10 protein-coding genes and 2 pseudogenes are annotated in these 13,771 nt (G+C 56.8%); 4 read left to right on the forward strand and 8 right to left on the reverse strand.

Annotation, left to right across the window (positions count from 1 at the left end; all coding sequences use genetic code 11):
* Positions 1-34: 34 nt before the first annotated feature.
* The 8 genes and pseudogenes from ACZ1HE_RS22680 to ACZ1HE_RS22715 all read right to left on the reverse strand — a co-directional run bounded on the left by ACZ1HE_RS22680 (position 35) and on the right by ACZ1HE_RS22715 (position 9,709).
* Positions 35-1,690 carry a sulfatase-like hydrolase/transferase gene (locus ACZ1HE_RS22680; protein ID WP_472624864.1) on the reverse strand — a complete coding sequence of 552 codons (1,656 nt, stop codon included), beginning with the start codon at positions 1,688-1,690 and terminating at the stop codon, positions 35-37.
* Positions 1,687-2,925 carry a Tm-1-like ATP-binding domain-containing protein gene (locus ACZ1HE_RS22685; RefSeq protein WP_472624866.1) on the reverse strand — a complete coding sequence of 413 codons (1,239 nt, stop codon included), beginning with the start codon at positions 2,923-2,925 and terminating at the stop codon, positions 1,687-1,689. The genes ACZ1HE_RS22680 and ACZ1HE_RS22685 overlap by 4 nt, the downstream gene beginning before the upstream one ends.
* Positions 2,922-3,866 carry a phosphotransferase gene (locus ACZ1HE_RS22690; RefSeq protein ID WP_472624868.1) on the reverse strand — a complete coding sequence of 315 codons (945 nt, stop codon included), beginning with the start codon at positions 3,864-3,866 and terminating at the stop codon, positions 2,922-2,924. The genes ACZ1HE_RS22685 and ACZ1HE_RS22690 overlap by 4 nt, the downstream gene beginning before the upstream one ends.
* Positions 3,863-5,161: an aspartate aminotransferase family protein gene (locus tag ACZ1HE_RS22695; protein WP_472624870.1), complete on the reverse strand. Its 1,299-nt coding sequence runs from the start codon at positions 5,159-5,161 to the stop codon at positions 3,863-3,865. Before ACZ1HE_RS22695 ends, ACZ1HE_RS22690 begins: the two co-directional genes overlap by 4 nt.
* A pseudogene (locus tag ACZ1HE_RS22700) lies at positions 5,158-6,643 on the reverse strand (aldehyde dehydrogenase). Before ACZ1HE_RS22700 ends, ACZ1HE_RS22695 begins: the two are co-directional and overlap by 4 nt.
* Entirely contained in the window at positions 6,609-8,132 is a 1,524-nt protein-coding gene (locus tag ACZ1HE_RS22705; protein WP_472624872.1) for a tripartite tricarboxylate transporter permease, read from the reverse strand. Before ACZ1HE_RS22705 ends, ACZ1HE_RS22700 begins: the two are co-directional and overlap by 35 nt.
* Before the next feature lie 10 nt (positions 8,133-8,142).
* Positions 8,143-8,682, reverse strand: coding sequence for a tripartite tricarboxylate transporter TctB family protein (locus ACZ1HE_RS22710; RefSeq protein WP_472624874.1), 540 nt, complete (start codon positions 8,680-8,682; stop codon positions 8,143-8,145).
* Positions 8,683-8,761: 79 nt separating this feature from the next.
* Positions 8,762-9,709: a tripartite tricarboxylate transporter substrate-binding protein gene (locus tag ACZ1HE_RS22715; protein WP_472624876.1), complete on the reverse strand. Its 948-nt coding sequence runs from the start codon at positions 9,707-9,709 to the stop codon at positions 8,762-8,764.
* 148 nt (positions 9,710-9,857) lie between these two features.
* Between ACZ1HE_RS22715 and ACZ1HE_RS22720 the strand changes: the two genes are divergently transcribed.
* From ACZ1HE_RS22720 to ACZ1HE_RS22735, 4 genes and pseudogenes are all read left to right on the forward strand, one after another.
* Positions 9,858-10,649 carry an IclR family transcriptional regulator gene (locus tag ACZ1HE_RS22720; protein WP_472624878.1) on the forward strand — a complete coding sequence of 264 codons (792 nt, stop codon included), beginning with the start codon at positions 9,858-9,860 and terminating at the stop codon, positions 10,647-10,649.
* Positions 10,636-11,313 (forward strand): HAD-IA family hydrolase, encoded by a 678-nt coding sequence (locus ACZ1HE_RS22725; RefSeq protein WP_472624880.1) that lies wholly within the window; start codon positions 10,636-10,638, stop codon positions 11,311-11,313. Before ACZ1HE_RS22720 ends, ACZ1HE_RS22725 begins: the two co-directional genes overlap by 14 nt.
* On the forward strand, positions 11,310-12,662 hold the full coding sequence (locus tag ACZ1HE_RS22730) for an aminotransferase class III-fold pyridoxal phosphate-dependent enzyme (protein WP_472624882.1): 1,353 nt from the start codon (positions 11,310-11,312) through the stop codon (positions 12,660-12,662). Before ACZ1HE_RS22725 ends, ACZ1HE_RS22730 begins: the two co-directional genes overlap by 4 nt.
* A 189-nt stretch (positions 12,663-12,851) precedes the next feature.
* Positions 12,852-13,743, forward strand: a pseudogene (locus ACZ1HE_RS22735) (agmatinase).
* Positions 13,744-13,771: the final 28 nt, after the last annotated feature.

Consider the following 13,771-nt stretch of genomic DNA (forward strand, 5'->3'; position numbering starts at 1 on the left):
AGTCGACGCAATTTGGGCGTAACCTGCTGATCGATCAGCGCGGCGTAATTGTCCTTTCAATCACATGTGCAGGAAGTTCGCTTTCATCAAAAACACCGATGAATATTCCGACATCGGCCGCGCTGCCTTCTCGTTTTGAAACCAGGGACTCGTTGCTGATCGTCGTTCGCTGCGATGGCCTGCGCGCCCATTCTGACAACCTCGACATGAAGAGTTCTGTCACATGTACATATGCAGGATCGGCGCCCAGATCATTCAGCTCGTCCGGATCATTTATCAGATCAAACAACAACGGGCGAAATCCGCCATCGGCAAACACGAACTTCCATTCCTTGTCCGCTAACATGAACAGGCGTGCCTGTTTTGGGTTCAGCCCAAGCGCGGCTGCTTCAGGTGTCGCCGAATAGTCGTACTCGCTAACGGCAAAGTCACGCCAAGTATCTGGTGTTTCCCCGTGCAGGAATGACAAAAGTGATCGCCCCTCGATCACGTGATCCGGAACATCACCGCCCGCCAAATCAATAAAGGTTGCCGCCAGATCGATGCTCTCGACCAGCGCATTGCAGACCGTTCCGCGCGTAGCATCTGCAGACTCCGAGGGATCATAGACGATCAACGGCACCCGGACGGATGGATCATGAAACAGGTCTTTTTCGCCCAACCAATGATCGCCCAAGTAATCGCCATGGTCTGAGGTCACGACAATCATCGTGTCCTTCATATGGCCCTTGTCTTCAAGCCATTGGAACAAGCGGCCCATCTGATCGTCAGCCTGTTTGATCAGACCCATGTAAGCCGGAATAACCTTTTCCCGAACACCTGGCTTGCTGAAGGTCTGCCCAATCTCGTTCTGCATGAATTGTTCATAAACCGGATGAGTATCTTCGAGCTCAGCGTCGGATCGAACAACTGGTAGAATTTGGTTAGCGCCATACATGTCATGATAAGGCTCGGGCACGATATAGGGCCAATGAGGCTTGATATATGACAGATGACACATCCACGGGCCTGCGCCTTTAGCATCCTGTTCGGTGATGAACTCAATGGCCTGCGACGTCAGCCAAGGCGTCTCGCTGTCTTCTTCCCGGATGTTGGCCGCTTTGTCTGCGTGCCGCATGAACCAACCCGAAGCAATGTTGCCATCCTCATCCACACCAGCGTTTGCGTTGTGCTGCCAGGGGTTTTCAGCCTCATACCCCTGCCCCTTGAGGTATTCGTTATAAGGTGAACGTTTTTGGTCATAGAACCCCTCTGGTCCTTCGCCCCACAGGCCGTCGTCACGGATGTAGACATCAAAACCGCATTCGGCGACCCGCGCACCAATAACACCGTCTCGCGAGATCCCAAGGCGGTCCATTCCCGCCTGATCCACCTGCATATGGGTCTTGCCAATGAGCCAACTATCCATGCCGCGCTCACGCAAATGATCGCCCAAAGTGGCCTCTCCAACTTTAAGCGGAAAGTTGTTCCAAGCCGCGCCATGGCTGTGCACATATCGGCCAGTATAGAAGCTCATGCGTGACGCGCCGCAGATCGGAGACTGCACGTAACAATGAGAGAAACGCACACCCTTTGAGGCCAATTTGTCCAGATGTGGGGTTTTAAGATAGGGGTGGCCCGCACAGCTGAGGTAGTCATACCTCAGTTGGTCGAACATGATGAACAGAATATTCTTGGCCTTATGGCTCATTGAGGTTTCTCCACGATGCCCTGCGCGACCCAATCGTCAAAGATTGCCAGCGCCTGTTCGGCAAACTCAGCATCATTGATGTGACAGTCAAGCTCGACCTTGGTTACATTGCCCGGGCAAGTATTGCGAAGTTCGTCCATGAAGGCCGAAAGGCCCTTGGCGTCGTGTAAATCAGCACCGGGACGGTCCCATTCGCCACATCCGCCCAACGGCATCAGCAAGGTTGTAGGAGCTGGCGATTTCGCCATCTGTTCAGAATGCGCGCGCGCCACGACGCGGCGTTCGTCATCATCCAGTACGATCGAAGTTATCAGTCGGTTGTGCGCATGGCTCGGGTGGTTCGCCCATTTTTCGGCCAATGCGTCCCAGCCGACAATATCAACCAGATCATAACACCCCGGAGCCACGATTTGCGGTGTACCAGCCTGCCCCGCATTGGTTAGCCGGTCTTCACCCGCCGAAATGCGTGAGCCATGGACGTGGTTGCCCAGTTCTTGGGTACAAAAATCCATCACACAAGAAAACGCGCCTTGCGCAGCAAGGCTCTCGAACGCTCGCCCACCCATGCCTGTTGCGTGGAACACGGCCACTTCGAAACCGCGCGCCTCAAGCGCGGGTTTGAGCGGCACCATGTACTTCAACGCTGATTTCCCCAAAGAGGTCATCCCCACAAGAGGTTTGCTTCGGTTCGGCATTTCCACCGCCCGCGCGGCCCCAAGGACAGCACCTGCAGCTTGCGACAATGAAGATTTACAAACCGAATTCAGCCCATAGAGCCCACCCGCCCAAAGGATCATCTGTACATCCGCCGCAAGCCGTGACGGTGGCATCAACGGCGAGAATGACACGGTCGAGACAATGAACTTTGGCACACCAAGCGGCAGAACCGCAGTAGCATCCAGCGCGAGGTCGGTGCCCATTGATCCACCCAGAATTACGATCCCGTCGAAGGCTCCTTCGCTGTAAAGTCGCGCAACCAGTGTCGAGCACCCTTTGGCCATGATCTGCATGGCGGTATTTTCGTTGCCCGACGCAATCGCCTCGGCAATTGACGATCCGCCCGCTTCGGCGACCTGGTGTTTGGAATAATCCGTTGGCAACGACGGATCGCCCAGAACGCTCACGTCCATCGACAGCACCTGTCCACCCTGACCACGAATGCAATCGGCCAGATAGTTCAGCTCGTCGTCCTTGGTGTCATAGGTGCCGACGATCATAATGGTCTTGTCGTTCATGGAGTCCTCTCTTCCAGATATGCGCTCGCCAGGGTCAAAGCAGTGTCCAGCATCCGGCCCGAGCGGGCCACCCCACCCGGTTCGTGCAATCGGGTGATGATCCAGCCGGGATAAGTCAAAGCGCGGATCAACAGCATTAGGTCCAGCACTTGTGGGCGAATATCGCGTCGAGCGGAATAGCCGATCACAAGACCGTCGCGCAGGTCTTTGAAATAGGGTTGGCGCAGGAACTTGATCAGAAAGGTTGCCAACTCGAAATCGCGATAGCCAAAGGCACCGTCATCGAAGTCGATAAAAGCGATCTGATCGCCGTCGAGCATCACGTTTTCCGCCAGCAAATCGGCATGGATCAGGCCCGTGTCTAAGCTGCTCGAAAGTTGATCCAAATCCGCTGATGCGGCATCGCGCACATCAATCAAGAGCCGTTTGTCATCCGGCGTCAAATTCGGATGCTCCCAGAACCGGCCCCACAACGGATCTGGCCCGAGCAATTCTTGCACCTGCCAGTTTGGACGCCTGAACGCCGCGGGTGGCGTCCAGGCGTCCGTCAAGTCATGCAACCGCGCCATTTGCTCCCCAACCGCCGTGGCCAAACGAAAGGGGTCACTGGCATCTGTTAACTGACCGCTGACCCCAATCGGATGTCCATTGAGCCAAGTCAGCAAGCTGACATTGGTTTCTCCAATTGTTCCGAACAAAGAGCCATCCGGTCGCGCCACCGGCTCTGGCACTCTCAAACCGGCCTGCGCCAGCATTTGCATCCATGCAAGTTCCGAGGCCAACTCTGCTTCGGTCCGATACCCTGGCCGATGAAACCGTAGGGCCATTCGCCGCGTGCCATAGCTGACAGACCAAATTTCATTCTCTCGCTGTGCGACGAGCTCGGACGTTGCCCCCTCAAGGCCCCAAAGCGCCAGAGCTTCTGCGGCGTGATTGCTCATGACGCCAGCGGTGTGTCGCGTAGCACACCGTCCAGAGTATCGATCATCTGGTCCACATTCTTTTGACTAAAAGGCAGCGGTGGACGGATCTTTAACGCATTGTAGTGGATGCCGAGAAAGTTCAGCAGTACACCTTTCTGACGCATCGCATTTGCAACTCTCTTGGTGAAAGCCGTCGCGGGTGTCCTGCCTTCGCGGTCCAACACCATTTCGGCGCCAAAGAACAGGCCCGAGCCGCGCACATCGCCGATGCATGTATGACGTTCCGCCAGTTGCTGCAGACAATCCCGTGCATAGTCGCCAACGACACGCGCATTCTCTTGCAGCCCCTCGTCTTGCACCACGGTCAACGTTGCATGAGCGGCAGCTGCAGACACCGGGTTGCCACCGAAGGTATTGAAATACCGGAACCGTTCACGAAAGGCTGCCATCGTATCCGGGCTGGTGACAACACCGCCCACCGGGTGGCCGTTGGCCATCGGTTTGCCCAAAGTCACCACGTCCGGCAGGAAACCGGCCTTTTGGTGGCCCCAAAAGTGCGTTCCCAGGCGGCCAAACCCCGGCTGCACCTCATCTGCAATGACAATTCCTCCTGCCTTGCGCACGGCGGCAATGGCGGGGTCAAGCCACTCTTGCTCCAGCGTTGGGAAACCTTCGTTGGCAAAATAGGGGCAGATGATCAGGCACGACAGTCCATGGCCCCGCTCCTCCAAAGCGTCGATCTGTTTTTGAACCTCGGCAGCGAAGGCACGGGCGTGCGCAATGCCGCTTTCACCGCCCAAGGGGCGATAGCTATCGGGCGCAGGCACAAAGGCCATGTTGTCCCAGTACCCACCCGGGGGTGGGTTAGTTTGGGACAGCTGTGACACCGCCATCGTGTTCCCGTGATAAGTGTGGTCAGTTGCGATCACCCCGGTGTTTCCGGTCACCGCTTGTGCCATACGCAACGCAATGTCGTTCGCCTCGGACCCGGTACAGGTCAGGATCGCAGTGTCGAGTGGCGCAGCAAACGTCGCCGTTAGCGCTTCGACGTAATTCAGGATCCCATCATGCAAGTAGCGTGTATGAGTGTTCAGTGTCGCGGCTTGTTTGGCAATCGCCTCGACCACGCGGGGATGACAATGGCCAACGTGAGGGACGTTGTTGTAGCAATCAAGATACTTGTTGCCATCTGCATCCCATAGCCAAACACCCTCACCCCGCACCAGATGAACGGGCTCTTCGTAGAAGGTGGATACATTTGGACCAAGCAGCTGCGCCCGGCGCTTTACCAAATACTGCGAGTCAGGCGTCATAACTGGATCCATGCTGATTTTAAGTCAAAATACTTGTCCATGGCGTGCAGGCTCTTGTCGTGGCCGTTTCCAGATTGCCCAACTCCGCCCAAGGGGACAGTGCCATCCGAACCGCCATAGGTGTTCACGTGTACGACACCCGCTCGAACCTGCCGGATCATTCGGTGGGCACGGCTCAAGTCCGCAGTCCAAAGCCCTGATGCCAACCCGTAAACGGTAGAGTTCGCCAGATCGACCGCCTGCTCTTCTGTGTCAAAAGGTGTAACAGCCAAAACCGGGCCAAAGACCTCTTGCTGGTTCAGCGTGGCGTTACGGCCCACATTGGTCATCACCGTGGGTTCCATATAGAACCCGCCGCTGTCTTTCAGGATGCGGTGGCCTCCTAGGGCGCAGTCAGCCCCTTCGGTGACCGCCTTTTGAACAAAGCCAAGGTCTTGTTCCAGTTGCGCCGCTGAATGCACGGCGCCTACATCCGAAGATAGGTCAAGCGGATCGCCCACCTTGAGAGCACTTGCGTGGCGTATCAAGGCTTCGACAAATTCGTCATGGATTGTCCGTTCGACAACAAGACGCGAGCCTGCGACGCAGACCTGACCCGAATTGCGAAAGATACCGTTGGCTGAAACCTTGGCCGCGTGATCCAGATCCTTCGCATCGGCGAAGACGATGTTGGGGGATTTGCCGCCAAGCTCAAGATAGCATCGCTTCAGGTTCGAACGGGCGGAATATTCCAGCAGGCGCCGACCTACGGCGCCAGAGCCGGTAAAGACCAAAACGTCAACATCCATCGACAAACCAATCGCCTCACCCACGACCGAGCCTTTGCCTGTGACCACATTAAACACGCCCTCGGGCACACCAGCTTCAACCGCCAGTTCCGCCAAACGCAGAATAGACAGCGATGCACTTTCCGCTGGTTTCACCACGATCGAGTTTCCTGCTGCCGAGGTACGGCGCGATCTTCCAGGCTCCGATCATCAGTGGGAAATTCCACGGCAAGATTGCCCCCACAACCCCCACAGGCTCGTGGTGCACCAACCCCAGAACACTTTCTGAGGTCGGGGCGATCTCGCCATAGATCTTATCGATCGCCTCGGCGTAGTAACGAAAGGTGCCTGCGGCCGATCCGCTCTCGGCTTTGAAAGCCATGCCAATCTCGGTCCCGTTGTCGCGCACACCTTGAACCGCCAGAGCAAGCGCCTCGCGTTCGATCAGTTCAGCCAGACGCAGCAACACCTTTTTTCGGTCGGCCGGTGACTGCCCAGCCCAAACACGTGCCTCGAAGGCGCGGCGGGCAGAAGCAACGGCACGGTTCACGTCTTCGGCGGTGCCAGCGGCCAGAGTGGTGATCACCTGCCCATCGATAGGTGAAATTACGTCCAGTCGTGCGCCATCCGTGGTATCGGCTATTTGTCCGTCAATGAAATGACCCTTGGGGGGAATGACCTCAGCGCGTAGTGCGTTCAAGTCCGCTTGCGTCATCGCCATCAGTTTGGTTCCTCTTGCGGTGTTCGACGATCAGCACCCTTACGTGGATGATCAGAACCGCCACGATGATGCAGAAGATGATGAAGGAAATCGGCCGGTCGATCATGTCGAGCGGGGTTTTCAGGCGCGGCATGGCGCTGCGCAGCTTGGTCTCCATGATGCCGCCCAGAACCATACCCAAAATGATCGGAACGATCGGAAGATTCAGGCGCTTCAGGATCACACCCAACACCCCAAAACCTGACGCAATGACACAGTCGGTAAAGGAGTTGCGGAGTGAATAAACGCCGACAAAACTGAGCGTCAGGATCAATACACCCAAGAACCGCGTGGGTATCTGGACTACCTTGAGCAGCTTGTTGGTGGACACCATCAGGAAGCCCAAAACCAGTACGTTCAAAATCAGCAGCGCGATATAGAGTGCAACGACAAAATCCATCTGTTGGTCGAACAACTGAGGACCTGGCAGGACGTTATGGACATAGAACACCGACAGCATCATGGCCGTCAGAGCTTCGCCCGGAATACCCAGGGCAAGCAGCGGGATCATTGCCGCTGCAGGAACAGCGTTGTTGGCAGTTTCCGAAGCAATCAGCCCTTCGGGTGAACCTTTGCCGAACTGTTCCGGGTTTTTCGAAGATTTCTGTGCATAGGTGTAGGACAGGAACTGTGCGGTGAACTCACCTACGCCGGGGATCATGCCCATAAGAACCCCGAAAGAGGCCGAGACGCTGGCTACACGCTTGTGCCCCATCAGTTCTTTGAACCCACCCCACAGACCGCCTTCGACTTTGGCAGCCTCGGGCGCATGGTCGCGTTCCAGCAGCAAGAGGAACGCTTGGCTGAGTGCAAACAGACCCAACACGACCACGATCACATTCATTCCCGAACTGAGCCAGCTTTGACCAAAGGTATAGCGTTGGGAATAATTGACTGGCTCCAGCCCGATGGTGCTGAGCAGAATTCCAAAACAGGCCATCATTCCCGCGGCCATGATTTGCCCCCGATGGGCCAGCACAACCAGGATGATGCCCAAAAGGGCGGCGAGAAAGATCTCGCGACTGCCAAAATGAGGCGCGACCTTGGCCAGCAAGGGCGCCATCAGGATCAGCACTACGACCGAAAAGATACCTCCGAAGAATGACGAGAAATAAGCCAATGACAGCGCGCGCCGACCCTCTCCTGCCTTGGTCATGGGATAGCCGTCATAGGTCGTTAGTGCATTTACGGCCGTGCCGGGCGTGTTGACGAGAATGGCCGGTATGGCGCCACCAAATGCGGATGAACCATAAATGCCCAACAGGATAATCAGCCCGACAATGGGGTCGAGCGAGAAAGTGGCGGGCAACAGAATTGCGATGGCTACCGCAGGACCAACCCCGGGGATCGAGCCGATGATGACGCCTCCGAAGGAGCCGATCATCAACGCGACAATGACGTCCCAACGGGCCAGAATCTCAAAGCTAGAAAGCAGAATGTCCATGACCGTGCCCTCACAAATAGGTCAGCATGAAGGCACGGATGCCATTGGGGAAATACTCGTAGATTGCACCGCCAGGAATCTTTACCTGCAAAAGGCCTCGGAACAGCACCACAATCGCCAGACCGGATCCGGCAGCAGCCAGCAGAATGCCCCGTTCCCGATATCCGGCCCGCAATGCCAGCAGGACGGTGAACGCAATTGTTGTCGGCAGGTACCCGGTCAACGGAACCAGATAGACATAGATCAGGAACCAGGCGACATATTCAAAAGATCTTGCCCAGAACCACATCTCTTTCAATCGACCAAAAATCCGTGGCGACCAGAGAGAGCCAATCAGGTGCAGTGTGCCAAACACGACCATCCCGATCACCGCCACAGCTGGCCAAAACCGAGGCTGGACGAACAGCGATTTGCGCGCCACCCATTTCGTCTGGTCTTGCAGCTGTGTCAGCAAAACGACCGAAAAGATCAGAAACAACATCGCAAATACCAGGTCGCCGGGTTTGCGATAACGTTGGAACAGCTGCTGCAGTGTTTTTGTCCGGACCATGGTCCTCTCCCCGCGCGTCATGTCACGTCGTGTCAGACGGGTGCCGAAAGTTTCGGCACCCGCAATGTGCAGGGGCAGGTTATTCGCCCAGCAACTCGTCGATGGCCTTGAGCGCCTCGATGTCCTGTTGGATCTGAGCCTTGGATTCCTCGGCATCCTGCCAGTAAATCAACGTACCGGTACGTTCGGACAGGTCCTTGGCTGCGTCCGATTGCAACGCTTTTTGTGCCACGGCGATGATCTTTTCACGCGCTTCAGCAGGCGTGTCCTTGTGCACGAACAGACCGTTCCAGAGCGCAACTTGGATCGACGGTTCGATCTCAGACACGGTTGGCACATCCGGGGTCTGGCTTGTCCGTTCGCCGCCGATCGAGGCCAAAATCACCACATCATCACGGCAAGCGCTGATCTGCTGGATCGTGGTGTTGATCACATCCACATCACCCGAAGCCAGAACATTGCAGTCCACATTGTCGAACGCCGTCTCAGCCACAAAGTCAAAACCCAGTTTGTTGGCCAGAGCAAACGTCACGCGGGTGGGCGGTAGGAAGGACCCAAAGTGGCCCAGAGTCACCTCGTTGTCTTTGGCATATGCCGCAAGCTCTTCCATGTTGGAGTAGTTGTCGTTCTTGCTGGCCGCGATCACAAAGGGATAGGTCAGGAAAATACCCAGCGGGTCAAACGGATTGGGGCTGAGTTCAGGAATGCCGATCTCGGGTCCTGTGACCGGAACGCCGATCACGAAGGAGCCCACGGTGTAGCCATCTGCCGGCGCTGTTGCCACAGACACCGCACCCGGGAAGGGGCCACCACCGCCACCGGGCTTGTTCACCACCGCGGCGGGTACGCCATAGGTTTCCTGAAATTCTTCGGCGATCAGGCGTGTCAGCACATCTTCGACGTCACCCGGAGGCCACGGAACAACAAAAGAGACAGGTTTTTCAGGATATTCGGCCGCAATCGGTCCGGCGATCAGGGCTGTCGCACCAAACGCGGCCATTGCGAATGTCTGTGTGAGCTTACGCATGAGTTCCTCCCAGTGGTTTTAGCGTAACTTGGGTCGCTGGTTGCAATAGTGAACCGTTGCGATCCATTAATACTTGTCATGTCAATTAATTTGTGTCAAGCATAGATATCGACAGGCACGCGAAACCAGCCAAGGGAGCGGTCAAGAAATGGGGACGACGACGAAATCGCTGAAGTTGCTCGACCACTTCTCGACCGCCCGGCCAGAGATTGGGTTGTCTGCGCTCTCACGGTTGTCAGGGCGTGACAAGGCTTCAGTCTACCGGTCGCTTTCCGAGCTGTTGGAACTTGGCTATGTCGAGCAAAACATGACGACTAAACACTACCGTCTTGGGCCGACTATCATCCGTTTGGCCAATGTACGCGAAGCCACTGTGCCGATCCGGCAAGCGGTTAGAGAGCCCCTGTCCCAACTGGTGGATGCTGTGCGCGAAACGGCTCATGTAACGCTGCTGCAGGGCACGCAACTGGTTGTGGCCAGCTATTGCCAATCCCGCCACCACGGCACCCGGGTCGAGATCGAAACAGCGGAAGTACTGCCCTTGCATGCCACGGCATCGGGAGCGGCGATTCTTGCATTTTCACCATCCGCACTGCTGGAGCAGGTGTTGAGCGAGCCCTTAGCCGCGATTACCCACAAAACGCTGACCGATCCTGAACAGCTACAATGCAAAGTGCGGGCAGCGCGAAAGAACGGTTTTGGCGTTGCCAGTGGTGAATACGAGTCCGACGTGCGCAGCACCTCGGCACCGATCTTTGGACCAAACGACACTTGCATCGGGGCCGTTTCAGTCGCCTACCCCCAATCGCGAGCCTCAGACGCGCTTGATAAAGCTATCAAGGATCATCTCAAACCCGCAGCCCGGTCGATATCCTCGACCTGTGGCGGCGTTATTCCTTCTATGGTTGAAGAGATCTGGAGCCTTCATGAGCCAAACTAACTCTCAATGTGCGCTGGTATTGGATTTTGGCGGTGTTGTAACCAAAACGCTGTTTGAAACGCACGCACTGACGGAAACTGCCCTGGATTTGCCTTCAGGCACACTCACGTGGCACGGCCCCTTTGCACCTGAGACCGACCCTTTGTGGATGGCCATGCAGGCGGAAGAAATTACCGAACGGGAATATTGGCTTAACCGAACAAAAGAGGTAGCCGAATTGTTGGGTCGGGACTGGGCTGGAATGGCCGATTTCGTCAAAGCCGCCCGCGGCGCGGACCCGCAGGCCGTGATGCGCCCCGAGGCCTTGGCCGCAATTGACGCGGCCCACAACGCGGGTATCAAACTGGCGATCCTGTCGAACGAGTTGGACCTGTTCTACGGGGTCGAATTTCGCACCAAGCTGCCATTTCTGGCGAAATTCGATGTCATCGTGGACGCGACTTATACCCAAATTCTGAAACCTGACCGCAGAGCCTATGACATGTGCGTCGACCAGTTAGGGATGCCCGCATCTGCCTGCGTCTTTGTCGACGACCAGTTGCGAAACATCAAAGGGGCCAGCGCCGCTGGCCTGCAAACCGTTCATTTCGACGTCAAACAACCCGCCCAAAGCTATGCAAAGGCGCTTACGAAACTTGGTCTATCCGAGGAAACATCCGCATGAAAACCGAAAATTTCATCAAGGAAAACAACGCTCGTCAGTTCTGGCAACCGATGACGCACCCAGCCGAGGCTCAAAAGAACCCACCCAAGATCATCACCAGCGCCTCTGGCGTTCGCATCAGGGACATCGACGGTCACGAGACCATCGATGCGGTTGGTGGTCTGTGGAACGTCAACCTTGGCTACTCCAACGATGCCATAAAACAGGCGATCGCCAGCCAGCTTGACACCCTGCCCTATTATTCGACCTTCCGTGGCACCAGCAATGATGCCTCGATCGAACTGGCTTATGACCTGTGTCAGTTCTTTGAACCCGAAGGTATCCAGCGCGTGTTCTACACCTCGGGAGGGTCCGACTCTGTAGAAACCGCTCTGCGCTTGGCGCGCCAATACCACAAGCTCCGCGGAGAGCCCGGAAGAACCAAATACCTGTCGCTGAAAAAGGGCTATCACGGCACCCATGTCGGCGCGGCCTCGGTCAATGGCAACAACAAGTTCCGTATAGCCTACGAGCCGCTGCTGTCAGGGTGCTACCACGTGCCCGCCCCCTACCCCTATCGCAACCCATTCAACGAGACTGATCCTGCCAAGCTGGCACAACTCTGTGCTGCCGCTTTGGAAGACGAGATCAAGTTCCAGGACCCTTCAACCATCGCAGCCTTTATCATGGAGCCGATCCTGGGCGCCGACGGTGTGATCCCACCACATGAAAGCTTCATGCCGATGGTGCGGTCGATTTGTGACAAATACGGAATCCTGCTGATCTCGGACGAGGTCATCACTGCCTTTGGCCGCACCGGCGCTTGGTCCGGCGCACGCCTGTGGGGCGTTCAACCCGACATGATGACCACCGCCAAGGCAATCACCAATGGCTACTTCCCTTTTGGCGCGGTGCTGGTCGGCGAGAAAGTAACGGAAGTGTTCGAAGGCGACACCAGCGGACTTGGCGCAATCAGTCATGGCTACACATACTCCGGCCACCCGGTAGGGGCAGCGGCGGCTGTGGTCTGCCTGGCTGAGACCCAGCGTCTGGATGTTGCGTCAAACGCGGCCGCGCGCGGCACCGAGCTTTTTGCCGGATTGCAAACGCTTGATGCGAAGCACTCAGCCATTGGCAACGTACGCGGAGGCCATGGCCTTATGGCCGCTGTCGAGGTGGTTTCAGACCCGGCAACCAAGGCGGCAGCATCCGGCGGCAGCATGGCACAGATTTTCGACTCCGCGTATGAGGCGGGCGTAATGTTGCGCATTTCCGGCAACAATATTATCCTTTCACCCTCGTTGGTTGTAACCGAGCAGGACGTCGCCGATATCCTGTCCGCCATCGACGCGGGGTTGTCGTCGCTCTGAACGAAGGACGCCCAAATGCCGATGGACCCAAACAAACTGGCGCGTATCCGTGCCTTGGCTGACAAGGACTTTACCGAGTATCTCGAGCCAGAGCTGGCCGCGTATTTGCAAGAAGCTTCACGCGAATCCCGCGGAGAGGCGACAGGCGATGCCCCGCCACCGCCGCGTTTTGCGGGTGAGGCGACACTCATGAACGCGCCGAGATCAGATACACTCGATGATGTGGATATCGGCCTGGTCGGAGTGCCTTTTGACATCGGCGTCACCAACCGTCCCGGCCCCAGGTTCGGCCCCAAACAGATGCGCGAGATGTCCTATCTGGCGGTCAACGGTCCCCCTGTTCACGAAACCAGCCACATCGCCCCGTTCAAACTGTGCAATGTCGCTGATCTGGGTGACCTGGGTTTTCGCAGCCTTTACGACATCAACCTGTGCGTCGAGGATATGATCGCGTACTTTGTCGGCTTGGTCGGTGGCGGAGTCACTCCTCTTTCAGTCGGCGGCGACCACTCGATCAGCTATCCGATCCTCAAAGCGCTTGGCGCACAGGAACCGGTTGGCATGGTTCACATCGACGCTCATGCCGACACGCTCGGCCCTATGGACGGTTCACGTTTTCACCATGGTGGGCCGTTCTACAATGCAGCGATCGAGGGCGTGCTGGACCCAGAACGTACCATCCAGATCGGCATTCGCGGTTCGGCTGCGATACTCTGGGGATTCAGCCATGCCAGTGGCATGCGGGTCATCGAAATGACAGAGTTCGCCCAGATGGGGGTCGAAGCGGTCATTGCCGAAGCGCGCCGGATCATTGGTGATGGTCCGACTTATGTCTCAGTAGATGTCGACGGCATCGACCCAGCCTATACTCCCGGTACAGGCACACCCGAAGTTGGAGGGCTGACCCCATTGGAAGTGCAGCGCATCTTGCGCGGGCTACAGGGTGCCAACCTGGTGGGGGGATGTGGTCGAAGTCTCGCCACCCTTTGACCAAACCGGCGTCACCGCGATGGTTGGAGGGCGAATGATGTGGGAGCTTTTGTGCGTGCTCGCGGATGCACGATCAAAACGTCAGCAATGATGAAAACAATCCATCAAGGACCGCCCCT

The organism is Falsiruegeria sp. JB4-1 (assembly GCF_055693495.1).